The organism is Methanosarcina flavescens (assembly GCF_001304615.2).
GTDB classification, from domain to species: Archaea; Halobacteriota; Methanosarcinia; order Methanosarcinales; family Methanosarcinaceae; genus Methanosarcina; species Methanosarcina flavescens.
Genome location: NZ_CP032683.1, coordinates 295,151 through 321,693 on the forward strand (window position 1 = coordinate 295,151; position 26,543 = coordinate 321,693).

At 42.7% G+C, this 26,543-nt stretch carries 21 protein-coding genes and 3 tRNA genes; 10 read left to right on the forward strand and 14 right to left on the reverse strand.

Annotated features, from left to right (window positions below):
• Window positions 1–10: 10 nt before the first annotated feature.
• The 3 genes from AOB57_RS01240 to AOB57_RS01250 all read left to right on the forward strand — a co-directional run bounded on the left by AOB57_RS01240 (window position 11) and on the right by AOB57_RS01250 (window position 1,096).
• Window positions 11–385 carry a helix-turn-helix transcriptional regulator gene (locus tag AOB57_RS01240; RefSeq protein ID WP_054298862.1) on the forward strand — a complete coding sequence of 125 codons (375 nt, stop codon included), beginning with the start codon at window positions 11–13 and terminating at the stop codon, window positions 383–385.
• Between the two features lie 129 nt (window positions 386–514).
• A tRNA-Glu gene (locus AOB57_RS01245) sits at window positions 515–592 on the forward strand.
• 426 nt (window positions 593–1,018) lie between these two features.
• A tRNA-Glu gene (locus AOB57_RS01250) sits at window positions 1,019–1,096 on the forward strand.
• A 187-nt stretch (window positions 1,097–1,283) separates the two neighbouring features.
• On the opposite strand, the gene AOB57_RS01255 is transcribed toward AOB57_RS01250, so the two are convergent.
• The 9 genes from AOB57_RS01255 to AOB57_RS01295 form a co-directional block, all read right to left on the reverse strand.
• A complete protein-coding gene (locus AOB57_RS01255; protein ID WP_226999574.1) occupies window positions 1,284–2,210 on the reverse strand; it encodes a hypothetical protein in 927 nt (308 codons plus the stop codon).
• Between the two features lie 672 nt (window positions 2,211–2,882).
• Entirely contained in the window at window positions 2,883–3,299 is a 417-nt protein-coding gene (locus AOB57_RS01260) for a response regulator (RefSeq protein ID WP_054298863.1), read from the reverse strand.
• Between the two features lie 37 nt (window positions 3,300–3,336).
• Entirely contained in the window at window positions 3,337–6,543 is a 3,207-nt protein-coding gene (locus AOB57_RS01265) for a PAS domain S-box protein (protein ID WP_082384223.1), read from the reverse strand.
• Between the two features lie 550 nt (window positions 6,544–7,093).
• Window positions 7,094–7,165, reverse strand: a tRNA-Ala gene (locus AOB57_RS01270).
• Between the two features lie 61 nt (window positions 7,166–7,226).
• A complete protein-coding gene (locus tag AOB57_RS01275; protein ID WP_054298864.1) occupies window positions 7,227–7,496 on the reverse strand; it encodes an elongation factor 1-beta in 270 nt (89 codons plus the stop codon).
• Window positions 7,497–7,586: 90 nt separating this feature from the next.
• Window positions 7,587–7,757 (reverse strand): zinc finger domain-containing protein, encoded by a 171-nt coding sequence (locus tag AOB57_RS01280; protein WP_082384224.1) that lies wholly within the window; start codon window positions 7,755–7,757, stop codon window positions 7,587–7,589.
• Window positions 7,758–7,958: 201 nt separating this feature from the next.
• A complete protein-coding gene (locus AOB57_RS01285) occupies window positions 7,959–8,627 on the reverse strand; it encodes an amino acid kinase family protein (protein WP_054298865.1) in 669 nt (222 codons plus the stop codon).
• An 81-nt stretch (window positions 8,628–8,708) separates the two neighbouring features.
• Window positions 8,709–9,683, reverse strand: coding sequence for a hydantoinase/oxoprolinase family protein (locus AOB57_RS01290; protein WP_054298866.1), 975 nt, complete (start codon window positions 9,681–9,683; stop codon window positions 8,709–8,711).
• A 70-nt stretch (window positions 9,684–9,753) separates the two neighbouring features.
• Window positions 9,754–10,722, reverse strand: coding sequence for an ATP-grasp domain-containing protein (locus AOB57_RS01295; RefSeq protein WP_054298867.1), 969 nt, complete (start codon window positions 10,720–10,722; stop codon window positions 9,754–9,756).
• 297 nt (window positions 10,723–11,019) lie between these two features.
• Here AOB57_RS01295 and AOB57_RS01300 point away from each other — a divergent pair, with 297 nt between their 5' ends.
• The 7 genes from AOB57_RS01300 to AOB57_RS01330 all read left to right on the forward strand — a co-directional run bounded on the left by AOB57_RS01300 (window position 11,020) and on the right by AOB57_RS01330 (window position 20,851).
• A complete protein-coding gene (locus tag AOB57_RS01300; protein WP_226999575.1) occupies window positions 11,020–11,463 on the forward strand; it encodes a heat-shock protein in 444 nt (147 codons plus the stop codon).
• 126 nt (window positions 11,464–11,589) lie between these two features.
• Complete coding sequence (grpE, locus tag AOB57_RS01305) at window positions 11,590–12,219, forward strand: nucleotide exchange factor GrpE (protein WP_054298869.1); 630 nt, start codon at window positions 11,590–11,592, stop codon at window positions 12,217–12,219.
• Window positions 12,220–12,391: 172 nt separating this feature from the next.
• Window positions 12,392–14,242: a molecular chaperone DnaK gene (dnaK, locus tag AOB57_RS01310; protein WP_054298870.1), complete on the forward strand. Its 1,851-nt coding sequence runs from the start codon at window positions 12,392–12,394 to the stop codon at window positions 14,240–14,242.
• Window positions 14,243–14,348: 106 nt separating this feature from the next.
• Entirely contained in the window at window positions 14,349–15,515 is a 1,167-nt protein-coding gene (gene dnaJ, locus AOB57_RS01315; RefSeq protein WP_054298871.1) for a molecular chaperone DnaJ, read from the forward strand.
• A 965-nt stretch (window positions 15,516–16,480) separates the two neighbouring features.
• Window positions 16,481–17,827 carry a Trk system potassium transporter TrkA gene (trkA, locus tag AOB57_RS01320; protein WP_054298873.1) on the forward strand — a complete coding sequence of 449 codons (1,347 nt, stop codon included), beginning with the start codon at window positions 16,481–16,483 and terminating at the stop codon, window positions 17,825–17,827.
• Window positions 17,828–18,018: 191 nt separating this feature from the next.
• Entirely contained in the window at window positions 18,019–19,365 is a 1,347-nt protein-coding gene (gene trkA / locus AOB57_RS01325; RefSeq protein ID WP_054298874.1) for a Trk system potassium transporter TrkA, read from the forward strand.
• Window positions 19,366–19,420: 55 nt separating this feature from the next.
• The gene (locus tag AOB57_RS01330) at window positions 19,421–20,851 is read left to right on the forward strand and encodes a TrkH family potassium uptake protein (RefSeq protein WP_054298875.1); all 1,431 of its coding nucleotides are present in this window, start codon (window positions 19,421–19,423) and stop codon (window positions 20,849–20,851) included.
• A gap of 200 nt (window positions 20,852–21,051) precedes the next feature.
• On the opposite strand, the gene AOB57_RS01335 is transcribed toward AOB57_RS01330, so the two are convergent.
• The 5 genes from AOB57_RS01335 to cofH (AOB57_RS01355) all read right to left on the reverse strand — a co-directional run bounded on the left by AOB57_RS01335 (window position 21,052) and on the right by cofH (AOB57_RS01355) (window position 26,522).
• Window positions 21,052–22,275, reverse strand: a complete 1,224-nt coding sequence (locus AOB57_RS01335; protein ID WP_054298876.1) for a digeranylgeranylglycerophospholipid reductase — start codon at window positions 22,273–22,275, stop codon at window positions 21,052–21,054.
• A complete protein-coding gene (locus tag AOB57_RS01340) occupies window positions 22,272–22,448 on the reverse strand; it encodes a 4Fe-4S binding protein (protein WP_054298877.1) in 177 nt (58 codons plus the stop codon). Before AOB57_RS01340 ends, AOB57_RS01335 begins: the two co-directional genes overlap by 4 nt.
• A gap of 709 nt (window positions 22,449–23,157) precedes the next feature.
• Complete coding sequence (cofC, locus tag AOB57_RS01345) at window positions 23,158–23,784, reverse strand: 2-phospho-L-lactate guanylyltransferase (protein WP_054298878.1); 627 nt, start codon at window positions 23,782–23,784, stop codon at window positions 23,158–23,160.
• A gap of 406 nt (window positions 23,785–24,190) precedes the next feature.
• Window positions 24,191–25,348 (reverse strand): 5-amino-6-(D-ribitylamino)uracil--L-tyrosine 4-hydroxyphenyl transferase CofH, encoded by a 1,158-nt coding sequence (cofH, locus tag AOB57_RS01350; RefSeq protein ID WP_054298879.1) that lies wholly within the window; start codon window positions 25,346–25,348, stop codon window positions 24,191–24,193.
• A gap of 46 nt (window positions 25,349–25,394) precedes the next feature.
• Window positions 25,395–26,522 (reverse strand): 5-amino-6-(D-ribitylamino)uracil--L-tyrosine 4-hydroxyphenyl transferase CofH, encoded by a 1,128-nt coding sequence (gene cofH, locus AOB57_RS01355; RefSeq protein ID WP_054298903.1) that lies wholly within the window; start codon window positions 26,520–26,522, stop codon window positions 25,395–25,397.
• Between the last annotated feature and the right edge of the window lie 21 nt (window positions 26,523–26,543).

Genomic DNA, 26,543 nt, shown 5'->3' on the forward strand with positions numbered 1-26,543 from the left:
GTGTGGAATCATGGATCTTGAAGAAGAAGCTTATAGCATAATAAAGAGAAATAAAGAAGGCGTTTTCCAGAACGTTATCTGGAAAGAGCTGAAAATCGATAGCAGAAAATGTTCCAGAATCATAAAAAAGCTTCTGGACAAAGACCTTATTGTACGAGAGGTTGGAGTTTCAAACGGGGCAAGAACATACCTACTGAAAGCAAAAGAAGAGGTTAAAGAAAAATATGACCTCCTGCTTGCAGGAACGTTATTTTCGGCCTGTACAGGTTGCACCGGCGACTGTCAACCCGAATACTGCGGGAGACTCAGCGAATGGATTGGAAACCTCATTCAGGAAGCTGAGAGATCGGAAGAAACCGGCGAGATCAGTGCAAATGAGGCATAAGAAAAAATCAGAAAGGATCTCGAGTTCAGCAGTTAATAAGTTTCTTGAGAGTACAGGCAACCGACAATTATATATAGAAGAGCCCCTTATTGAAGAACCTCCTTCAATAAGGGAAACAACATACAAAACGCTCCGGTAGTGTAGTCCGGCCAATCATTCCGGCCTTTCGAGCCGAAGACTCGGGTTCGAATCCCGGCCGGAGCACCATACTTTTTTTACACATTTTTCACAAATGACTTCCATAATTAAGAGAATCCACTCTTATGACTTTTCTTTAGAACATATGATTTATAACGTATTATCTTGCACAGATAGTGCTGTCAGTACCAGTAACTCATGTAAGTTTCAGGTGAGCTAGGTGAGCTCGAAGTCCATGACTTATTGCCGCCTGTCCGCCCTAATTCACTGATTTTTGAACCAGGCTTTTTTAAAAAGTTTTAAGGGCTTAGAGAAAGTTTTTTTTAATGAGTCGCGGCATATCTATAAAAAGGGATAAAATTCCTTTAAATAGTTCTCACATAAAACTTTATCTGACCAATAGACTCCCCCAAATGGGTTTGGGAAGGGACAGTTTTATATATTACTAGCATCTATTGAAGGTCTCGCTGTGAGATGCGCAATGAAATGCAATGTGCTCCGGTAGTGTAGTCCGGCCAATCATTCCGGCCTTTCGAGCCGAAGACTCGGGTTCGAATCCCGGCCGGAGCACCATATTCTTTTCTACAAAACTCCTTTCCTATAATGATTTCTTTTCTATAACGTTTTTAACAAATATTATGACGAGCTTTTGTTCTTACTGGTCTTCTACACTATTCTTTTACAACATTTTTTTCTAGGAATCATATCTTCAAACCCCACTGCCATCTGTTGAGTTCTTGAATGCTCAACTATTCCTTTCTTAACGCTTTCTCAAGATAACAGAATGGAGCTCTTTTATTTCCCTGATCTTTTCCAGATTCTGTACCTCATCAAACAGACCTGCTGTATTGATAGATTCGAGTGCAGCCTTTGCGGCAAAGCATGCTCCTTTCATACCACGTTCAAGAGTAAGCACACGTATTGTTTCCAGAGACCACGCAATCTGGATGATTACGTTTCTCATGCCGTGCTGAGAGACTACCTTGCCCAGGTTTTCAAGTGCCTCAATTATGGCCTTTGCATGGGACTCGCTGTTTCCCTTTCTTATGACGGCATTACCCAGGTCTTCAAGAATAACTGCAGCCTCCAGAGCACTGGATTCAATTGCCTGTTCGGCTGAAGCTACACCTATCTCCCCAAGAAAACCTGTGGCAGCAATTCCGGAATAAGGAAGACTTTTTTCTATTGATTTCAGGACTACCTGCATAAGGTAAATTTCAGAAAGGCTTACCAGGGTTTCCATTTTCATTCTTGAAGAGCTCTTCCCACAGTTCCCAAGCGATTCAGCTGCACTTTTCGCTGCCGTATCCAGGCCCTTTTCCGCAAACTCCTGGGCAAGGCTTCCTACAATTGATAAAGCCTTTATAGCAATAGTTTCCCTCTTCTGACCGGCAGCCTCAAACACTATATCCCCAAGTGCATAGCATGAAACTGCACATGCCTGCTGCATTTCCTTTTCAGTAGCAACCCTGGCTATATCCCCTATCGAGATGATGAGTGCTTTCAAATCCAGCTCGTTTTCAGCATTGGCGTCAAGATGAATAAGCTGAAACACGAAGTCCCTTAACCTACTGATGGCTTCTACAGTGCCTCTCTGGTCTCCACTATACGCTTTTTGGAACCCTTCTTCAATAGTTCTGACCTCATCAAGCTCATTTTCATTTACAAACGAAATACCATGCCCCACACCAATCCTTGTTAATCTTATGTCTTTACAGCAGATTAGTCTTCCTATCAGAATCGCTTTCCTATTTCTTCTTCAGCCTTCCGCACAGAAATCAGGCAAGACAATGCTTGTTAAACATTTTAATAACCTTTTATGCCCTTACTCAGGGAATATAAGTATAACAGATTGGAGGCACTTATGCATGAAAAATATATAGAGTCACGACCCTCCCCTTTAAAGTTTTCACCCTGCATTCCGAACTTGCCGCTTTCATACAACATATTTCATTTATACGGAATTTTCAGTTTTTCAATAAGTAAACCGTGCAAGTAAATCACTCCCGATTCTCTGCAGCGTGGAGTCTATTAGGCTGAGTTTATCCTGAAAAATAAAAGGAAAGAACCTTCCCTGACATATCTCAGGCCGGTTTATTTCTCTTCGGTCCGATCTACACTGGAAGAGCATATGCCAGAACGCTAATTTTAAACCTAAGGCGGGAAATCCCCTTCCCCGTTTTCATCAGAAAGCAGAGGGGTAGTTCACTAAAAGAGATTTTAGAGGATTCTTTCTTATAATTGAAATTACTCTCTTTATTCTCAATTCCACTTTTAGAATTTCAGTTTCCTGTACCAGTGAGAATTTCCTCTAAAGTTTCTCGTTGAGATTTGATTTGGTCGGGTTTATGACGAAAAACTACTCAGTGGTATTCTCACTTTCTTTTTCCGCCTCTTTCTCAGCTCTGTGTTTGTGGAGAGCCATTTCTATATTGCTGTGCAGATCCTCTTCTTTAAAAGGTTTTGAAATATATCCTGCAGGTTCTGTTGTTTTTGCCCTCTCCAAAGTCTCGTCATCAGTATAGGCGGTAAGATAGAGCACTGGAATTTTAAGCTTGTTCTTAATTTCACGGGCAGCCTCAATTCCATCCATTTCTCCTCTTAACATGATATCCATAAGGACAAGGTCTGCATTCGACAGATCGGCTTTTCTTATGGCTTCCTCTCCTGTGGACGCAGTACCCGTCACAGTATAACCAAGATTTTTCAATTTGTTTCTGATATTAAGAGCCACGATATTCTGGTCTTCGACAACCAGAATTTTTGCTTTTTTCATTGTATCTCCCCTTTAAATCGAATAAGCCTCCGGATAGTCAGTCGTTTTCCTTAAACAATATTTTGAAGGTAGTCCCTGCACCATTTTGAAGTTCGATTGTACCCTCCAATTGTTCTACAAGGATGTTTACAAGCTGCAGACCCAGAGAACCAGTATTCCTGAAATCGAGCTTTTCCGGAAAACCCAATCCATTGTCCGAAACTACCAGCGAATATTGGTTACTTTTGTCAACTGAGCTCTTAGCACCAATATTATTGGTGCTATTACTTATACTTTTATTCTCTCCGTTCTCTTCAACCCTGCAGAGTTTTATCCGGATTTCTCCTTTTCTACCCTGAGGAAAAGCATGTTTTAGAGAATTAGATACGAGCTCGTTAATAATTATCCCAAGAGGAACTGCCGTGTCCATTCCGAGGAAGATCTCCTCAATATCTAACTCCATCCTGATATCACCTTTCCTGACAATGTAGGAGTGAAAAAGATCCGAGGTCAATTTCTGAAGATATTCCGAGAAATCAAGGGTCTCACTATTTTTTGACCTGTAGAGTTCCTCGTGGATTATAGCCATGGTGGCAACCCTGTTCTGGCTCTCACGGAAAGCTTCAAGGACTTCTTTTTCGTCAAATCTTTCAGCCTGGAGTTCCAGCAGGCTGGAAATAACCTGGAGGTTATTTTTTATGCGGTGATGGATCTCTTTTTTACGGATTTCTTCTACTTTTTTCAGAGACTCTTCGGCTTCTTTTTGTCCGGTTATATCATAGACTGCACCCTGCAGGATTCTTCTCTTGCCTGTAAAATCTGAAACATTCTGGATAATTTCACGAACCCATTTTATATTTCCATCCCTGTGTCTTATACGGTATTCATGTTCTATAACAAGCAGCGGATATTTTATTAACCTCTCATTATTATTAATAAGGTTTTGCCGGTCTTCAGGGAGAACAATCTGGAGCCAGTTTACTTTTCCGGACATAAAATCTTCTCCCCGGTACTCTGTAATTTCTTCCACACTCCCGTCAATCATTATAGGTGTAAAATCCAGATTTCCCTGGAAAGCTATACCTCTGAAATTTTTCATAAAGGATCGGTAGCGCTCTTCACTCTCTTTCATTTTTTTCGATGCAAGCTTTATCTCCGTAATATCTTTCATTACCCCAAGAACTCTATATGGGTTTCCTTCAGCATCCCTGAGAAGGACTCTCCTGTCTTCTACATAAATATAATTACCGTCCTTTCTCCTGAACCTGAACTCTTCTCTTAATCTCTCTCCTTTCTCAAAGAAGACCCTGACTTTTTCTATTATTTCTCCGAGGTCATCAGGATGAATGTGCTCCAGCCACATTTCAGGATTGATTTTCTGGAACTCTTCAAAACTGTAACCGGTAAGCTCTGGAATAGCTCCTGCCCAATCTACCTCCTGTGTTTTTGTATTATAGTCATACACAATCTGCCCTGTCTGTTCGGTAGCGATCCGATATCTTTCCTCACTTCTCCTGAAGGTCTCCTCAGCCTCTTTACGCTCGGTTATATCAAGCATTACACCGACAACTCCAGCCACATCTCCCGAACTGTCCTGGTAGGTGGCTTTATGGAAAAGAAAATCTCTCTCTATGCCGTCGGCACAGAGCACCTTGGTTTCGTAATAGTTACTTCCCCCTTTTTCAAGAAGGCTCCTATCATGCTTGTGATATATCTCTGCAAGCTCCTTTGGTACTCTCTTCTGGAACTCTCTAAAAGAGCCCCCTATAACTTCAGCTTTGGGAAGCCCCATAATTTGCCTGGCAAAACTCTCGTTACAGTTTATGTATATTTCATTCAAGTCTCTCTGAAACACCGGGCTTGGAATGCTGTCAAGCAGGGTCTCCAGAAACCTCACATTATTCTGGAGCTTATTCTCAGTTTTCCTGAGTTCAGTTATATCAAGCAGTACAGCGACCATATTCCTTGCGTTTTTTTCTTCGTCCAGAAAAGTTACCCCGCTCGCCAGGAAGTCTCTTTTTATGCCGTCAGCACACATGATTTCTTTTTCAGATACGTCGCTTCCCCCTTTCTGCAACAGCTCCAAATCGTCTTCATGGATTTCAAGTGAAATCCCTGCTGGCGACTTATTGTGCGCTTCAGCAAAATTTTTTCCTATAATTTCTTCTTTTTCCAGTCCCAGGACCTGCCTGGCTAGAATATTATTACAACCGAGATACCTGCCATCATTATCTTTATAATACACAGGTGCAGGTATGGTATCAAGGAGAGTTTCAAGAAATTTCAGGTTATTCGTGAGGCTTTTTTCAATTTTTCTCCTTTCAATTATTTCATGTAGAAGATTCTCATTTGCTTCCGTGTACTCAAGGGTTCTTTTTTCAACGAGCTTTTCCAACTCCTTCTGATGAATCTGGAGTTTTTCCTCGGCATGCAGGCGCCCTATGATCTCGGACAATAAAAAAGCAGCAGAATACAGGAAATATATCTCATCCTCAGCAAACTTTCTCTTTTCCCGACTGTAAACCTCCATTACCCCAAAAGGCTTATTCATATCTCCTATCAGAACCGTTGCTCCGCTGGCTATGTCGTGCCGCCTGATAAACTCACTGCACTCAAAACGGGTTTCGGTTTCAATATCTCCCAGGATAATAGGTCTTTTCAAAAAAAGAGGATATTCGGCCTGAGACTTCTCTTTTACAATAACGCTGTCTATGTACTTCTCTTTCCAGCCGTATCCCGCCCTCATAATAAAAGTTCCATCGGGCATGAGCTCCAGGATTCTGGAAAAGTCCGCACCAAGCCCTTTAGCAATAAGCAGGGCACTTCTTTCCAGAATTTCCTGTAAATTTTTGCAGGTTAAGGAGATTCTGCTGAGGTTGCTCAGAGAAAAGTATTGTTTTTCTCTTTTGCGGAGCTTTTCTTCGTTAAGAACCCTGAAGCTTATATCAAAAGCTTGAAGGTTTACATAGTTCTCTTCCGGAAAAGGATAAAGTACTGCAGCATATGTTGTCTTCCCTGCCTGAATCTCAAAATTTTTCGGCTCCTTCTGTGCAAGGATTCTTTTTATATTGTGCCTCAGTACATCAGGTACTTTTTGCCCTTCTTTTACACCCCAGTACTCAAGAAGAGCCTTAGCTGCCTTATTAGCGCAAAGAATTGTTCCCTCTTTTCCCAATTTCAGGAAAACATTTGGGTCTTTTGGGGGAAACTCCGTTTTCAGCCCTTCTTTACCTGATTCGCTTATCTCTTCTGCTTTTCCGAGCAAACTATTGTCTTTAATAATTTACAATCCCCCGTTTTTCTTAATTCGAATATTTGTCAGTCGTACAGAAATAGATATCATTATCTTTATCAAAATCCAGGCCAAGAGCATCTTTTGAGGATCTTTCCTCACTTTTCCACTCTTTTTTGAGTCCGATGCTTCCTGGCTTATCTTATAATTATCTTATTAAAAATATATGATGATCCGTTATGCATCCACTATTTAAAAGGTATCTGATATATTTCAGGATTTTGAAAGTTCGGCATAATTTATTTAAAATCAGGCAGCTTAAAATGACATTTGCGGAGAGTGCCTTACTGCTCAAGAGCTTGAATGTCGGTCGTGTTTTATCTGCTAAATATATGATACTATTATAATTGTAATAATCCAAAACTCTCAGAGAAAATGTATTTAGGAGCAAATATACTTAGGAATTATAGTCCCTGTTTTCGCAAGTAAACGTGTAGAACTGGAGACCATCCGAGGCTTCAAATTGTCTCTTTGAATCTATTCTTTTATCATCAAATGAATCCCTAATCACGAAAAAAAGAAATGGACTCGGCGGGATTTGAACCCGCGGCCTTTACGTTGCGAACGTAACGATCTTCCCCTGATCTACGAGCCCTTTTAAGGAAAGGAGAATTGAAAGGATGGTTTTCCGGACTTGTGTCCGGTCTTTTCTCCTCTTAAATACGGTAGGCTTCCAGAACCTGAACGTTCTCGACACCTGGAACTTTTGCAAAGGCTTCTTCTGCAGGTTCAGTTCCGCCTTCTTCGTCATTGACAATTAATGTTACAATTAGAGCCTTCAGGCCAAAAGCAATAGGCTCTTCAACAATATCTCCGTGAAGGTCTGCCCCGGCAGGAATTGCGGATTTTACTTTCTCTTTTAATTCTGCAAGGTCGGTTTCAATGCTTTCTGGCATAATCTTAATTTTTGCTGCAACATCACCCATTCTGATTCCTCTTATACCTTTATTTTGTCTTTTGATCGAGTTCAAGGATTTTTATACACTGGCATTGATCTGATTAAGCTTTTACCTGAATCAGGGTGCCTTAAATCCGCACTTGGGGCATGTGTATACGTTACCCTGATGCCTGCAGCTTGAACATCTTCCTATTTCTGATCCGCACTGCGGGCAGGGAAACTTTACATAACCCTTTTCCACAAGTCGAATTCCACATGAGGTACAGTACTCAACTTTTTGTGCTGACATTTTTTTCTCCTTAAATGTTAATTCGAATAGCAAACGGTAACGAATTGCCGCGAATTAGGCGCCTTCCTTAAGCATTGAGCTTCTGTTTTCCCTGGCGCCTTTATAAACATTAGCAGATTTAATTAACTGAATTTAATTAACGCTTTTGGATACGCTTTGCGATACGCTTTGCTTCTCCCCTAGTCATATACGATATACGATTTAAATATTCCCCTTTACCATAGTACCAAGTACAGGCTTTCGGTATACAGCCCTAATGACCCTCTCAGGAGATTTTCCGTTAACAATCAAGCATTCCATTCGGTTTTTCAGAAGAAACTTCGGCAGGGCAGGGTCGATGCAGCTTGCATTGTTCCCTACGCAATTGGAGGCAGAAATTTCCCTGACTAGCTTTCCATTCCTGAATATACCATCTACATCCGTAACTTTTATTAATCTTGCTCCGTTCTGCTTTGCAATCCAGGCTGCGATAGTATCGGATGTTACGTCCCAGCTATGAGGCAGAGGATCTTCTTCTCTCAGTAGCCTGTATGGAAAGAGAATTGAAACTCCTTCAGGCACATCTGCTATTGAGTCTACAGCCCTTGCACCGGTTTTATCCTGAAGATAATAGGCATACTGTTCCATACCAAGAATGGCCATCCAGTGGGCTGTGTCGGCACCCAGGCAAAACTTCTCATCGGTTTCTCTGACGATATCGGCAAAGATGCCTCCTCCAGGCACTATGAGAACGGAAAATGAGAATCTTTCGGCTGTGTGCCCTCCCTCTACAATCTTCTGGCTTCCTGAGCCAAATTCCTTTACCAGCCTATTTACAAGCTCGGTAGCCTCTTTGATGAGGCTTCCCCCAATCTTAACCACCAATCTCATAGTTTTCCTTTCAGGTTTCAATTATCAGGTGTTTGTTCTCAACCTGCCTGCCCTGAGGCTGGAATTCCTCAGGTGAAGATTTCACATCTCAATCAATCTGGCAGCCGCATATGCCGGGAAAACTTTTGAGATTTCTTCTCCCCAGTGGCTGGATATTGATACGAATTCCATGTCAAGCTTCTCTGCAGCTTCTTTTATCAGAAATTCCCCAAGGCCTGCGGCTGCGATTCTTTTAAGTCCGTTTCTCTCCGCAACCTCGGAAATCGCTTCAGCCAGGGTAAAAACTTGTTTTTCCTTTACCTGAGTTGCGATTTCATAGATTTCCTCTTCCCGAATTTCGGAAAGATCCGCACAGACAAGCCTTGCAAGCCTGCGCATAGCATCGGTTTTGCTCCTGCCTGCTCCATCAGCGGTCTCGCATGTATACATACTCTCATCGATTTTTCCAAGCAGGAGATAAGCGTCCGAAGTTGTAGCAAAGAGTTCTGAAGCCGTCCTGCACCAGCCCCTCTCAAGCTTTACCTTTTCGAGAAGTGCGGCAAGGTTTGTCCTGAGCGTGCCTGTATACACGAGTTCACTCCTGCAAAGCCTCTCAAAGTCAGTAAGTCCTGCTTTATGTTCACCCGAAACGATAGGGATAATATCGCTTGTGGTGCTTCCAACATCCACAAAAATACAATCTCCTAGCTCTTTTCCTATCAGCCTGGCAGAAGCCGCCCAGTTGGCAGCAGCAAGATCCCTTATATCGTCAGTCTCATGCTGGAGCCTGCCCATATTGTTTACATATAAAACTTTCGAGGGCCCAAAGGCAGAATCAACACATGCCTTTATAAAGATAATGCCCTGTTCCTTATCTTCAAAACAGTCTGCAAGTTCTCCGGTCATAACAACAGCAACTTTTTCGGGTTGCAGCCGCTGTGCGATTTCCTCCAGGACCTCAGGAAGCCGCGTGTTCTTCCAGAGAGGCAAATAGTGAAGTTCTACGATCTTTCCGTCCGAGGAGGCAAGTTTGGTATTCGCTCCTCCAATATCAAGCCCGATAATTTTTGAATTCATTTTTGAGCCCTTTATTAGGTTCTTTTTAAGCTTTCCAGCGTTTTTATTTTTCTGGTCTTTAATCTGCTATCTATTTTTCAAGTCCTTCCAAAAAGTTCGCCCCCAGGGCATCCTTTGAAAAACAGTATTCTCCTTCAATATTCACATGGTCAGGAAGTTCCCCAAACCTGTTTTTCAGAATCAGGTCTCCTATTTCCTCCCGCATAACGCGGCTGATCCCGAAAAGCGAAGCAGTGGGCCTTGGATTCACATCCACTACATATGGAAGATCGGTGAGTATAATATCCACACCTACATATCCGAAACAGTTCAGGCATTTCACTGTGGAAATTGCGGTTTCATAGATTTCTTCTCTTCTCCCAGTCTGGTAAGGAGTAAGGCTTCCGTTATACTTTATTTCGGAAACTCCTGCTTTCCCCTTTTCTCCGGATTCAGCTTCTTTCTTGCCAAATTCTATGAACTGACGATTTACAGTAAGAGGAAGCGATTTTTTTCCTGCAATAAGGCTTACGCTCAGATGCTCTCCCTCAATATACTCACTCGTAAAAAGTCCCTCTTTGTTCTCGAACTCTGTGACCAGGTATGTTGCCTCTGCTCCGCAGCCGAATCTTGGTTTTATGATATATCTTTTACCTTTTTCCGGCTTTTTTGCAATTTCAGGAGTTTTAATCCCGGCTTTCTTCAGGATTTCCGTACAGATCAACTTATCCGCACAGCAGGCTGCCGACCGGGGTGAACATCCCAAATTCACAGTATTTTCCTCAAGAACCTCATTAAGCTCGGGAAGCATTGAATCAGGGGCAATAACCAGCCCCGCGTCGCAATTTTTTGCTTCTCTCCCAATTATCTGCCTGAAATTTTCGGCTGTAGATTCTACCCGCGTGCCTGCACAGATTTTCGTGCCTGCCGATGGGTAATAAACCTCATACCCAAGCCGGACAAAGCTCTCTACAAGGGTCTTCAGCATAGCCGCTCCCTCAGGGATAAGAGATTTTTCAATGTCTGTGCCGACAGCAAATTCCGCAATCAGGATTTTCATTGGAAAGGAAAAACCCGGTCATTTATATATTACTTTTGCAACGCAAACTTTTTCAGAAAAAGTTTGATCAAAAACCTTTTGAGAAAAGGTTTTATCGAAAACGGCATGCCTTTTGGATTTGATAACCTTATCCCCAAACACTATCCGGTGTGATAAACCGGCGCAACGGTTTCAGTCAAGCCTTTTCGTAAAAGGGTTGCGATGCAGCGGTTGGAATTGAGGATTAAGTTTGCCATGTAAAAGTTTATATAAATTATACGGGTATACCTTAAAAGTTAAACATTGTAAAACATAAAGGTGCCTGGTACTATTAACAGCAGAAACCCTAACTCCCAGTCGGTCTTTGAAAATTCGTTTGTGAAAACCCTTTCTATTGCGGTTCTCATGGGCATATTCCTAGTTGACATGGGGCTTGGGCTTTTTGAGATTTTTTCCACAAAAGAAAGTCCACTGCCTACTGCAGTCGTACTTTTGATCTTTGCTGTGATATTTATTGCAGGTATGGTTTTTTACGAAAAACAGGGGCTGGACACTCTCAGCTCTCTTGTTGGAGGAGCGCTTGCAGGTTTCGGTTTTTCCTTTGTCTTTGTGTCGCTTGTAGGCGGCGTGCAATTTGCACTGGGAGGAGGGATCTCGACAATTGGGTGGGATCAGGTGATTTCAGCAGTCGCAGCTTCCATGATTGCAAGCGTTGTAATACTCAAAGCACTCTCATATAAACTTCAAAATCACCTTTACTGATTTTTCTTTTTCTCACCCATTTTGATTAGAAGATATTTTCATTATCCGAAAAATATTTATAGAATTACAAACAATCACAGATCAGGACGAGCGAAACCGTTATAATTACTTGATGGGGATCGATTAATGAAAATATTCGATAAAGAAGGAAATACCGATTCTAGAGAAGATACCCAGGCTGAGGCTGGAGATCCTGATGCTAAGAATTTTGGTTCTTCGGAGGAAGAGGCTAAAGAAGCACAGGGTAGTCCCGAAGAGGCTCCTGCCAGTTCCGAAACTGAAAAAAGCCCTGAGGCTTTGTGCCGGGAGGAGAACGAAATTCTCAAAGACCAGCTTCTTCGGCTTGCAGCAGATTTTGACAATTTCAGAAAACGGACCGCCCGCCAGATAGAGGAAAACCGAAAAGCTGTGCTTGAGCAGGTACTTCTCGATTTCCTTGAGGTAACGGACAATTTCGATCGTGCTCTCAAATCTGCAAAGACTGCAGAGGATATGAGCTCGATCGCCAGCGGAATAGAACAGCTTTCAAAACAGTTTTTCTCAATCCTCGAAAAATATGGGCTTGAGAGGATCGAGAGTGAAAAATCCAGCGAATTCGACCCTCACAAGCACGAAGCAGTTCAGCATGTCGAGACCTCTGAACTTCCGGACAATACAATAGTAGAGGTTTACAAAGCCGGATACGCTCTTAACTCGAAAGTTATCAGGCCTGCTATGGTCTCAGTGGCCAGAAACCCAAATGAGACAGAGGAATAAAGGAGATTCAGGCATAATTTTACTCCTGAATTCTGTTATGACCTGATTCTTGAATTTAATCGAATAACTTACCAGATAACTTAATAAATAAATTAATTCAATGACTTGTCTAAGAACTTTTATCTAAATCATTAAGTGAAGAATTTAACCAGGAATCTAGTGAGGATAAAACATGGCAAAAATACTGGGTATTGACCTTGGTACTACTAACTCATGCATGGCAGTAATGGAAGGCGGGGAAGCTGTCGTGATCCCTAATGCCGAAGGCGCCAGGACAACCCCGTCAGTGGTTGGATTTTCCAAAAAAGGAGAGAAACTTGTAGGTCAGGTCGCAAAGAGACAGGCTATTTCAAACCCTGAAAACACTGTTTATTCCATTAAGAGACATATGGGAGACGCCAACTACAAGGTGACCCTTCAGGGAAAGCAATACACACCGCAGGAAATTTCTGCAATGGTTCTCCAGAAACTTAAAACCGATGCAGAAGCTTATCTTGGAGAGGCAATCAAACAGGCTGTTATTACAGTTCCTGCTTATTTCAATGACGCCCAGAGGCAGGCTACAAAGGATGCAGGGACAATTGCAGGTCTTGAAGTCCTCAGAATTATCAATGAACCGACTGCCGCATCCCTTGCTTACGGGCTTGATAAAGGCGAAATTGAGCAAACTATTCTTGTCTACGACCTAGGAGGCGGAACCTTTGATGTATCCATTCTTGAGCTTGGAGGCGGAGTCTTTGAGGTAAAATCCACAAGCGGCGATACCCATCTCGGAGGAGACGACTTCGACCAGCGCATTGTTAACTACTTACTTGCCGAGTTCAGAAAAATCGAGGGAATAGACCTTTCCAAAGACAAGGCAGTGCTCCAGCGTTTAACCGATGCAGCAGAGAAAGCAAAGATCGAACTGTCCAGTGTCGCAAGCACCAACATCAACCTTCCCTTCCTTACAGTTGGTCCAGATGGGGAACCAAAGCACCTTGATATTGACCTTACCAGAGCCCAGTTCCAGAAGATGACCGAGGATCTTCTTGAGAAAACTCTCGTATCCATGCGCCAGGCTCTCAGCGATGCAAAGCTTACGCCAAACGATATCGACAAAGTAATTCTGATCGGAGGCGCTACAAGGATGCCTGCGGTAGTCGAGCTTGTAGAGAACTTCACGGGCAAGAAACCCTACAAGAACATTAACCCTGACGAAGCCGTTGCAATCGGGGCAGCCATCCAGGCCGGTGTGCTCGGGGGCGAGGTAAAAGATATCCTGCTGCTTGATGTCACTCCTCTCACCCTTGGAATTGAGACACTTGGAGGCATATCAACCCCATTGATCCAGAGAAATACGACAATTCCGACCAAGAAGAGCCAGATATTCTCAACGGCAGCTGATAATCAGCCCTCGGTAGAGATTCATGTCCTTCAGGGAGAAAGGGGGATTGCTTCCGAAAACAAAACCCTTGGGCGTTTTACTCTTGACGGCATCCCACCAGCTCCTAGAGGCGTCCCACAGATCGAAGTTACCTTTGACATTGACGCAAATGGTATCCTGCACGTGAGTGCAAAAGACCTTGGAACCGGCAAGGAACAGTCTATATCCATCCAGAAACCAGGTGGACTCACAGATGCCGAGATAGAGCGCATGATCAAAGACGCGGAATTGCATGCCGAAGAAGACAGAAAGCGCAAAGAAGAAGTCGAGACCAGGAACAATGCCGAAGCCCTGATCAATGCTGCCGAAAAGACTCTGAAGGAAGCCGGAGATGCGGCTACAGAGGACCAGAAGTCAAAGGTAAACGCCGCAATTGACGACCTTAAAAAAGCTCTTGAAGGTAAGGACAGCGAAGAGATTAAGGCAAAAACCGAAGCTCTTCAGGAAGCTGTATATCCGATCTCCACTGCAATGTATCAGAAAGCCCAGCAGGCTCAACAGGCAGCAGGCGGAGCAGGAAGCGCAGATGCAAAAAGTCCTGATGAGACGGTCGTTGACGCCGATTATGAGGTAGTTGACGACGAAAAGCGTAAATAAAGAAAGAGCAAGTAATAAGACAGGCCTGGAGATTCTCAGGCCTTACCGGAAACCTGCATTCGCAGGCTCCGGAGCTTTATCTTTTTTAAAATAACAGGGAATCCTGATGGCCACAACGCGTGATTATTACGAAATTCTTGGGTTATCTAAAGATGCCTCACCCGAGGATATAAAGAAATCCTATCGAAAACTTGCATTAAAGTATCATCCTGACAGGAATAAGGAAACTGGGGCTGAGGAAAAGTTCAAAGAGATCTCTGAGGCTTATGCTGTGCTTTCAGATCCTGAGAAACGATCTCAGTACGACCGTTTCGGACATGCCGGAATAAATGGGCAGTACAGCGCAGAAGATATCTTCCGAGGTGCAGATTTCGGCGGCTTCGGGGATATCTTCGAAATGTTTTTCGGCGGAAGCAGCAGAAGAGGTCGCAGGGGGCCGAGGAGAGGATCAGATCTCCAGTATGACCTTTATATAACCTTTGAGGAAGCAGCATTTGGAGTCCGTAAAGATATTGATGTCCCGAGGACTGAAAGATGCTCTAACTGCTCCGGAACCGGGGCTAAACCCGGCACAAGCCCAAAACGCTGCCCAACATGCGGCGGCACAGGTCAAATTCACACCACACGCTCAGGATTGGGCATGCAGTTTGTAAGCACTACCACCTGTTCTACCTGTCACGGCAAGGGTCAGGTTATTGAATCTCCGTGCCCGGTCTGCAGTGGTACAGGTAGGGTTAGAAATACGAGAAAAATAACAGTAAACGTACCTGCAGGAGCTGATTCAGGCATGAGCCTGAGGCTTAGCGGAGAAGGTGATTCGGGAGAACCCGGAGCTCCGCCTGGAGATCTCTATGTAGTGCTTCATGTTATGGAGCATAAACTCTTTAAGAGAGTAGACTACGATGTAATCTCCGAGCTTCCGATCTCGTTTACTCAGGCTGCGCTCGGGACTGATATTATGGTAGATACCCTCTACGGCAAGGTCAAGATGAATATTCCTGCAGGGACTCAGACCCATTCCGTGTTCAGGCTTAAAGGCAAGGGTATCCAGCACCTGCATGGAAGCAGAAAAGGTGACCAGCTCGTCAGAGTTGTAATAAAGACCCCAACAAAACTCAGCCACGAACAAAAAGAACTTCTTCGCCAGTTTGAAGCACTGAGCAGTGGTAAAAACCCGAATGGAGGCGAAAAAGGCAGGCACGATAAATTTACAGATAAATCTAAAAAAAGTAAAGGATTTTTTGAGAAAGTAAAGGATGCCTTTGAGAGCTAAAAGCGTTTTTAGCTGCATTTCAATCTTTTTAAAGGTATTTTTCTCTTTAAAGCTGAAATTCTGTAATATTGGGATTCTTAGTACTGAGATTCTTAATATTAAGATTCTTAGTATTAAGATTCTTAGTATTAAGATTCTTAGTATTAAGATTCTTAGTATTAAGATTCTTAGTATTAAGATTCTTAGTATTAAGATTCTTTACTCGGATTCTTAACACTCAAATTCTTAATATTTAGGTTCTTAACATTCAGGTTTTTAATACTCAGATTTTTAATACTGAGACTTTTCCCTTTAATCCCAAATATACTTCCTTTTTATATTTTTCCCTGATCCTTTTCCTTTTATTTCCACGCTGACTTCTTATCCTTAGTAAAATGTTTTTTGTTTATCATTGCCTGGATTTCTGTCTTTTTAGCTTTTTCAGGTAGTTTTCTTTCCTGTTTATCATTTCTTTCTGCCTTTTCCTTTCATCTTTTATTTTTACAGTTTCGCTTACTTTCATATTTATTTTTTCAAATATCTAAAAAAAATTATATATAGCCGCTCAATTTTAAAACTTTACTAAAGCTTCAACCTGAAATTGCTTTGCAAGAAGTATAGTCTTTTATATTCATTCGCAAAATATCTAATTTCGAGAGATGGTCAACATGCGGGTTATTTTATCAAAAATGATTTATTTGGCTCTGTAGAAATCCTCTGAAATAACCAATCTTAACAAATTAAAACTGAATTGCCTGATTCAATTTTGCTGAGAACTTTAAGTCTATTAATGACGATTAAGTAGGTTTTCTACAGAGCCATTTATTTAACTATATTCTACAACTTTGTCCTGTCCATGTTCTCTTAACTTCACACATTTTTTCATTATATTTGTCCTATCCTGATTTATTCCGTACTTTTTGCTTCTGGACCGCAAGGTTTTATAATATCAGGTTAGTTAAAAACAGATCTTCTGAAGGTGTGCTATGAAGATTATAATTATTGGCGCTGGGGAAGTAGGTTATCACATTGCAAAAGCCCTTTCCCCCAAAAACGATGTAATAATTATTGAAAAAGCTGAAGAAGCATTAAAAAGGGCAGACGAACTCGATGTCCTTGCTATAGAAGGAAATGGTGCAAACGCTGAACTTCTCTCAAGATTTCTTCAGGATACTGATCTGCTTGTGGCTGTGACCGGTCTCGATGAAGTTAATATTGTTGCCTGCATGACAGCGAAGCTAGTCACCCGAAGCAAGCCCGGATGGAAGGATATTAAAACCATTGCCAGGGTCAGCAACCCAGACTACATAGATTCACCTGTAACTTCCAGGGCTCAGGTTGGAGTCGATCTTATGATCTGTCCAGAGCTTGCGCTTGCTTCCGAAGTCGCTGAAATTCTATCAAGCCCGTCCGCAATAAATGCCGAGATGTTTGCTGAGGGAAAAGTTCGAATGACCGAGTTTGCAATAAGCCCCGAAAGCAAGCTTGTAGGAAAGCAGATGCAGGATCTCAGGCTTGCTGACTGCTGCATTGTAAGTGCGGTTTTTCGGGATCATGAAATAATTATTCCTCACGGAAGTGATGTTATAAAAGCAAATGACCATATGGTGGTTGTTGGTAAGCCTGAAGCTATGGAAAGCTTGAGCAGTGTTTTCGGGAGCGAAATACATCATAAAAATAGAGTTCTTATCATAGGCTGCGGAATTGTAGGTTTCTATCTGGCTAAGTTAATAGGCAAAGAAGAAAATGCTGACCTTAAGATTATTGAGCAAAAGAAGAGCCGCTGTATTGAGGTAGCGGAAACACTCGAAGGTGCTCTTATACTTAATGGGGATGGCACTGATCTCAACTTGCTCAGAGAAGAAAATATAGAGAATATGGATGTTGTTATTGCAGTCACAGACAGTGATGAGAAAAACCTTCTGTGCGCTCTGCTTGCAAAACAGCTAGGGGCAAAGAAAGTAATTGCCAGGGCTGACCGCTCGGATTATCTTCCTCTCTTTGAAATGGTCGGCATAGATATGGCAGTCAGTCCCAGGGAAGCGACTGTAAATGAAGTATTGAAGCTTACAATGGGCAGGGGAATACAAACCCTGACAACTATTGAAGGCGAAAGAGCAGAAATCATAGAATATACGGCTTCTGAAAGCTCTAAAATTGTCGGGAGACCGTTGAACAAAGTAAAGTTCCCAAGAGGAGCTCTCATCAATATGGTAGTTCGGGGAAAAGAGACTGTAGTCCCGAGAGGGGATTTTGTTATTGAAAATCAGGATAGAGTGGTTATCTTTTCTATGTCTTCTGCAATACCAGAAATTGAGAAATTTTTCAGATAAAATCATGTTTTTCATAGAGCTGCCTTTTCCTCTCACTATGGGTAAAATCTCACTTCTTCCCATTGAAGGTTTATTATGGTATTACTGCATAACACTCATCATAAACATGACCATTTACTTTTTTCTTTTTCCATGATTATTTAAGCAAGCAGGTTAATTTACCTGAAACCAAGCTTTTTTGAGGAACTCTTATGAAAGCTGTAGTTATAGGGGCAGGCGAAGTTGGATACCATATCGCAAAATTTCTCTCTCTTACACATGATGTGATTGTTGTTGAGAAAGATGAGGAGGTTGCACAGAGGGCGGATGAACTTGATGTTCAGGTTCTGGAGGGAAATGGCGCAAACGCTGATATTCTCTCCAGTATCCTTCATGATGCGGATATTCTGGTCGCTGTCACAGGGGTCGATGAGGTCAATATCGTTGCCTGCATGACTGCAAAGCTTATAATAAGGTCCCATCCAGGTTGGAAAGAAACAAAGACAATCGCGAGAGTAAGTAACCCGGATTATATTGATGTGCCTGTAACTTCAAGGGCTCAGGTTGGAGTTGATATCATGATCTGTCCTGAGCTTGCGCTTGCTTCTGAGGTTGCTGAGGTGCTCTCAAGCCCATCAGCTATAGATGCGCAGGTTTTTGCCGAGGGAAAAGTTCAGATGATGGAATTCGCTATCCATCCAGACAACAGGCTTGTAGGGCAGCAGATAAAAGACCTCGAGCTTGATGACTGCTGCATTGTAAGTGCGATCTTTCGGAAAAACGAAGTAGTTATTCCTCATGGGGATGATGCTATTAATGCAAATGACCATATGGTAGTCGTAGGCAAACCCAGAGCCCTGGAAGAACTTGGTCGTATCTTCGGGAATGGAGAGCCCCACAGGAATAAAATTCTCCTTATAGGCTGCGGAATTGTAGGATTTTATCTTGCTAAACTGATTGATAAAGATGAGAATGCAGACCTCAAGATTATCGAGTACAGGAAAAGCCGCTGTATAGAAGTGGCTGAAATGCTGGAAAATGCCCTCGTTTTAAACGGGGATGGTACAGATGTCAATCTTTTGAGGGAAGAAAATATCGAAGATATGGACGTTGTGCTTGCAGTTACGAATAGCGATGAAAAAAATCTACTGTGTGCTCTGCTTGCAAAACAGCTTGGGACAAAGAAAGTAATTGCCAGGGCTGATCGTCCGGATTACGTGCCTTTGTTCGAAATGATTGGGATAGATATGGCAGTCAGTCCCAGGCAAGCAACAGTAAATGAGGTTTTGAAGCTTACAATGGGGAGAGGGATTGAAAAACTTGCCACTCTTGAAGGCGAAAAAGCCGAAATCATCGAGTATACAGCATCAAGAAGCTCAAAAATAGTCGGGAAGTCCCTTGATAGGGTCAAGTTTCCCAAAGGAGCGCTTGTTACAATGGTAGTCCATAATGATGATACTATTATACCTAGAGGAGATACCGTAATTCGGGAAGGAGACAGAGTAATAATCTTTGCTTTATCTTCCGCTGTTCCGGCTGTGGAGAAGTTTTTTAAGTAAAAAGTAAATACAAACGATCCAAAAGGGTCTAACAGCTTTAAAACAGTGGATCTGCATGAATTTTAGAATTGTTTTATATGTGCTTGGCGGTCTGCTCAGGCTCCTGGGGCTTTTCATGATAATCCCTCTCGGAGTCGCATATTATTACGGGGAGAGTTTAACTCCTTTTCTGATTTCAATTCTTGTAACCACTATAACAGGCTTTCTCCTGCTCTCCTATAAGACCGAAGAGGAATGGATGCGCAAGGAAGGCTTTGCAATCGTTGCCCTGGGCTGGCTTGCAGCTGCCATTTTCGGAGCAATTCCTTTTATTATGGACGGAATCTCTCCTTTGAATGCGTTTTTCGAATCCATGTCAGGATTTACCGCTACAGGCTCAACAATTCTTACTGATATTGAAAGCCACCCTAAAAGCATTCTCTTCTGGAGAGGCATGATTATGTGGCTTGGGGGCATGGGTATTATCGTGCTTTTCATTGCTATCTTGCCCAAACTAGGGGTTGCAGGACGCCAGCTTTTCCGCGCTGAGATGCCCGGACCTACCGAGGAGAAGTTGAAGCCCAGGGTAAGGGAAACTGCAAAAATTCTCTGGATAATTTACTTTGTAATTTCTTTCCTGCAGGTTATCGCTCTTATGCTTGCAGGAGTCTCCCTATATGATTCACTTAATCTTATGTTTTCTACAGTGTCCTGTGGAGGTTTCTCCAATTACGCTCTGAGTGTTGGAGCATTTAACAGCCCTCATATAGAGTATATAACAGCATTATTCACTTTCATTGCCGGTGTAAACTTTGCCCTTTACTACCGAGCAATGTTTGTAGACAAAAATACCCTTCTTAAAGATGAAGAATTCCGGTTTTATACTGCCCTGATCCTTGCTGCAAGCGGGCTTCTCACCTTCCTGCTCTGGCGAGATTTTGGTACAAACCTTTCAGATTCATTCCGACTTGCAATCTTTCATGTAATCTCAGTTATGACAACTACCGGGCTCGTGACAACGGATTTCAATCTCTGGTCTGATTCTGCGAAAATGATACTTATTATAGTTGGGTTTATTGGAGGCTGTGCCGGCTCTACAGGCGGAGGCATCAAGGTTGTACGCGTTCTTATCCTTCTCAAGCACAGTAGAATGGAACTCTTTAAGGCCCTTCATCCGAGAGCCATAAAAGGCGTTAAATTAAACAGTAAAAACGTGCCCGAGGAGATTGTCAATTCCATAGTTTCATTTGTTGTCATTTATCTACTTATCTTTGTCTCAAGTGCCCTTGTTCTCTCTGTTCTGGGCATGGACATAATAACCTCGTTTACTGCGTCCATAGCTACGCTTGGTAATGTAGGACCAGGCATGAATGTCGTAGGCCCTATGGGCAGTTTTGATTCTATCCCCCTTCTCGGGAAATTAGTTCTGATTGCGAATATGTGGATTGGAAGGCTTGAAGTTTATACTGTAATTTTACTCTTCACTCCTGAGTTCTGGAAAAAGTGATATACCTGAAATGTGTCTCCCGAGCCCTGTCTTGCCCGAATTGCATTCCAGAACCAGAGAACTTTGATTTTTCTTTTAGTTGCTGCGCAATCGCAATAGTACGCGCCTGTGAGGTTATAAAATAAATTTGAATACGGGAAATCCTTTGAGGAAAGTTAAAGAAAAAATATAAAAACAGAAAATGCCCGGGTTTCCGGGCGTTATATTTTATTTTTTGCTACTTCTTTTGCGGCGTCCTTGAAAAGGACTCGAAGGTCCCAGAGCAGTTTTTTATTGGCTTTAAAGAGAGCCTGTAATAAATCGAGAAGGTTCATTCTGTCAAATTTTACATCTTTCAGGGAATGGGCAAGGGAGTTCAGGTCATCGTCACTCAGGTTGATAAAGCAATTCTTTACTATGAGGCTCATGTCAATATCATGCCCTATGGTCGCTCTCCAGCGCTTCTCATAAACCTCTTCAAGTTTCTGGAAGGAAACGTCCCCTGCGGAAATAGCCGCATATGCAGCTTCACCTGCAAGCTTCCCTGCTTCCATAGCGTTCAGGATTCCGCCGCCTGTGATCGGGTCGGATTGACGGGCAGCGTCCCCGATTAGCATTAGACCGTTAGCCGACGTTTTCTCAATGCTGCCAGATACCGGGACTCCCCCATAAACCATCTCAATAATTCTAGCATCGGGAAATTTCTTTTCCATAAAGCTGTTAAGGTAGTCTACAGGCCTTGGCTTGAATTTTCCTGCCCTGCTTCCGAGGATACCAACCCCTACATTGGCTTTGCCTTCGCCCTTAGGAAAGATCCATATATAACCACCCGGTGCAATCTCGTTTCCTACATAAAACTCGCAATGGTCCTGGGCTATATCCACTCCAGCTATCAGGTACTGGGTACAGGTTTCTATGTCTATGGGCTTCAGGGAAGTATCGATGCCTGCCCATCGACCCACCTTTGATTCGATTCCGTCAGCACCTATAACTATCTTGGCACGCACGTCATATGTTTTTCCCAGATGCATTAGTTTGGCTCCCCTGACGAAACCATCCTCGAGTATGAGGTCAGTTGCTCGGGTTTTTACTCTTACTTCAGCCCCCGCACGGGCAGCCTGTTCTGCAAGTGCCCTGTCAAACACTTTTCTCTCAAGGACATAGCCTACTTCTCCACCAGAGATTTCTTCTGCCATCTCTATCCTTGTACCGTCTGGGGCGTAGATGTGAGAAGCTTTAAGGTCCGCGCAAATCCACATTTTGTCAATTTCCACATGTTTCTTGAGGCATTCTTTGCTCACGCCTTCGGCACAGCGTACAGGATCGCCTATCTCCTGGCGTTTTTCAATTAGAAGTACATCAAGCCCTTTTTCAGCTGCGTTTCTCGCAGCAATGGAACCTGCAGGACCTGCTCCTATTACTAGAACATCGTATCTGTCCTTCATTTCATTACCTCAATTGCTCCCACAGGGCAGATGCGATCGCATATCCCGCATGCCATGCACGTGCTTTCATCTACTTCGACCCATGTCTCTACAAGTTCGAGTGCTCCCTTAGGGCAGACTCCCACACAGGCACCACAATATCCACATTTATATCGGTTTATCTCGATGCTCACCAGCTCACCTGTAACTTTTAAAGGCAAATAAGGCAATTATGGCATGTTAGGCAGTTTGGCAAATCATGGTAATTTTAAGGCAGTAATAACAGCCCTCTACCATATATTTTTTGTTGATTAAAACTACCAGATCTAAACATTTTTCATTTCCAACCTTTAACTTCCGAGTATCAAAGCTTTTTCTTACTTATAAATACGTATTTCTGGAAGACAAGCTCGATTTGTTTACAGGTCAGTTACCTGAATACTTAAAGCTCAGACTATTAGTTTGTTTCCATATTATTCAATTTCAAACCAACTAGTAAATTGTATTTATAATTTTTGATCTGAAGCCGGGTTGAAAAATTCAACACATGGTTTTTCTAGTCCTAGCATAACTTCTCTAATATAAGCTTTGAATACAAGGTTTAAGTGCAAGGTTTGAATAAAGGTTCTAATATAAAGGTTCTAATATAAAGTTTTTTAAAGTTCCAATGTAAGTTTTTTAAGGTCCCAATGTAAGTTTTTAATATAAGGTTTCAATAAAAGGTTTCCAAATTAAAATTCTGAAACGAACATCTATCCACGCAAAACTGATTTTGCGCCCCAGAGCCATATCCAACCAGCCCAATTCCACTAGTCAGGTAGTTATTTACCCCATAATAGTTTATTTCAAATTTCATATAATCTTTCTGTTTTTCCAGTTATTTGAGAACTGCCCCTGCTAATCTCATACCGGAGCCAGCCTTACTCTTCCTCTGCTAATCTCAAGCCTGAATTTTTTGCTAATATACTCTTTCGAAGCTCCGCTTCCATGTATAAGCAGTTCTACCAGGTCTTCGGGTTCATCTATATCTATACCTGCAAGGAAAGAGTCGTAAATCTCAACATTCTGCCCTGCTTCTTCCGCAATCGAACAATGAGTCAGGAAACTTGAACCGTAGTACCTGACCCTGTAGCCTGAAGGATTTTTGATAAACAATACATTTGTGCCCCCACCTTTTCCCGGGACGATGCAAACGTCTCCTTCAGTTGAAGTTATCCCTTTAACATGATCTGGAGACAGAAGGGGAAGATCAGCCATAACAATCATAACCGGCTCCTCAGCCTGCTCCAGATACCAGTTAAGAGCCTCATTGAGGTCGTTTCTATCCAGAAGCACAGTGGCTTTCGTCATGTTCTCAAGTCCATACATCGAAGGACTGAGAATATCAATAGTCTCTATTCCGGCTTCCTTAAGGGTATCTATTACCTGATTCAACATCAGTTCCACAAGTTCTTCTCTCTCTTCCTGACTCAGGACAGGTGATAATCTGGATTTTGCACCGGCTTTTTTATAGGGGATTACGGCTTTCATCTGAACTCCTGAAAATATAATTAGGACATAAGTAAACATGAATATTAAACATAATTTATTGAAATTTATATAATTAAACTCCTGCAGCCCGAAAAAGTTAATTAATTTTTCTATTAGTTCAGCTTGCAGGTAGTTCTCAACGGCCCTGGTTTATCTGATCTAGTCAAATCACATGGAAGAGACACCTGGTAATCAATAATTAATAAGACTCACCCTACCAAGTAAAATTCTGAACCTTCTCATATCAACTAAGTGAGATCTGGTTTATCTTTCCGATAAATTTATAGATTAATCTATTGAGCTAACGAAGCAAGCGAAACGGACAATGCTCCCGAGTCGGAACTTGGGGGCTACAATTCTGTCTAAACTGAATTCAGGCCGTTCTCACGACGCGGGACTCGAGCGGTTACTCTTTACTGCTTATCTTTGCCTTTCCGAAAGCAGGCAATGAGCCTACTTTATTCGAGAAGCCTGGTTCCACTTTCCGGTAAAGGGTATCTCTCTGTACAGGGATTCTTCCTGCCCCTTTTATCATCCATTCGAACTCGGCAGGAGACATGTATTCTCCGTGATTCCCTCCAGACGCGGTTGAAATCTGGTCTTCCATAAGCGTGCCTCCTAGATCATTAGCTCCGCACTCGAGGGCAAACTGAGCAAGCTTTTTCCCGAGTTTAACCCAGGTAGCCTGAATATTATTTATGTGGGTGTGCAGGATTATGCGGGAAATGGCAATGAGCTGCAAGTCTTCAAGCCCTGTGCTTGCGAATTTTCCAGATGCTAACATTTTCTCCCCTATCCTGTTATTATGGGGCAAAAAGGACATCGGGATAAACTCTGAAAATCCACCGGTCTCTTTCTGTATTTCGCGGATAGTAAAAACATGATCAAGACGCTCTTCGACCGTTTCAACATGTCCGTACATAATAGTTGCATTTGTGGAAATTCCGGTTTTATGTGCGGTCTTTATAATATCGATCCATTGCTGTGTATTGATTTTTTCGGGACAGATTATATTTCTCACCCTGTCGGAAAGAATTTCAGCTGAAGTTCCGGTAAGGGAATCAAGCCCGCTTTCTTTAAGCTTACGAAGAGCCTCTTTTATGGACATGCCTGAGATTTTTGCCGCATAGTGTATTTCCATAGGAGAAAAGGCATGAATACAGAGTTCTGGATATTCAGCTTTTATTGACTCTACAATCTCCAGGTAGAATTCCATGTCAATTTCCGGAATATAACCTCCCTGGATGCAAACCTCAATAACTCCGGCTTTCCAGGCGTCACCCACCTTTTTCAGGATTTCTTCCACGCTCAGTATATACCCTTTTTCTGTCCTGTAAGCGCAAAATCCGCAATTTCCTGCGCATTTATTTGTAATATAAATATTTCTGTTCGTGATATAACTAACAATATCACCTGTGGTACTGGCCCGAAGGTTATCGGCAAGTTCGAATAACTCGAATGGGCTTCCTTCAAGCAGGATAAGTGCATCCTCTTTTGTGCAGTTTCCCCGATGTGCCCTTTCAAGGACATCATCAGGAATTGCTGCCGGCCTCTTCATGTACATCCCGATCATTCCTGTTTATCTGATATATCTATCCCGATAGATAGGCTCACTCTGAGACTCTGAACCCTGATCGCCTCGGATTTCCCGAAACCAGCTCATTCACTCTTCCGTACAGAGTGGTTCTTTCTTTTGGAACTCTCCCGGCTCCATAGATCATCCACTCGAGTTCTTCTACAGATAGCGCTTCTCCATTAGAGGCTCCTGCAGACCTTGAAATACTTTCCTCCATAAGGGTACCCCCAAGATCGTTAACCCCACAGTGAAGAGCAAACTGCGCAAGTTTTTTCCCTAACTTCACCCAGCTTGCCTGAATATTGTCTACGTACCCGTGGAGAAGAATACGAGAAACAGCATAATTCTTAAGATCCTCAAGACCAGGCGTAGCGTATCTACCTTCTCTCATTAATTTCTCCCCTACAGGGTTGTTATAAGGCATAAAAGGCAGGGGCACAAATTCCGTAATTCCACCCGTTTCCTTCTGAATTTCCCTGATGATCAATATATGTTCTATCCTTTCTTCAAGAGTTTCGACATGCCCGTACATCATCGTTGCAGTCGTAGGAATGCCTGCGGCATGTGCCTGGGTAACCACCTCTATCCATTCCGAGGTTTTGATTTTTGAAGGGCAGATAATCTCCCTTACCCTGTCCGAAAGAATTTCGGCTGCCGTGCCGGGCATGGTGTCAAGCCCGCTTTTTTTAAGTCTTAGCAGGGCTTCTTTTACAGGGATTCCACTGATACGGGAAGCATGGTAAACCTCCATCGGTGAAAAGGAATGGATATGCATCTCAGGGAATTCGGCTTTTATGGCTTCTACAATCCCGAGATAAAAGTCAATGCCAGCGTCAGGCAGAAGTCCTCCCTGGATGCAGACTTCAGTAGCATTTGCCTGTGCCGCCTCCCTTACTTTTCCCATTATTTCTTCAAGGGTCAGAACTTTGCCGTTATTCGTTCTAAATGCGCAGAACCCGCAGGTCCCTACACACTGGCTGGTAAAGTTAATATTCCTGTTTACGACGTAAGTAACCATATCCCCTGCTGTAAGGGAGCGGAGTTCATCCGCAAACCTGAAGAGTTCGAAAGGAGGTACCTCAAGGAGTAGAAGCCCGTCTTCTTTTGTGCTCTTCCCCTGGTATGCGCGTTCTATAAGGTCTTCGGGAATTTTGCTGTTCATTTTTCTAATTCTCCGCATGCC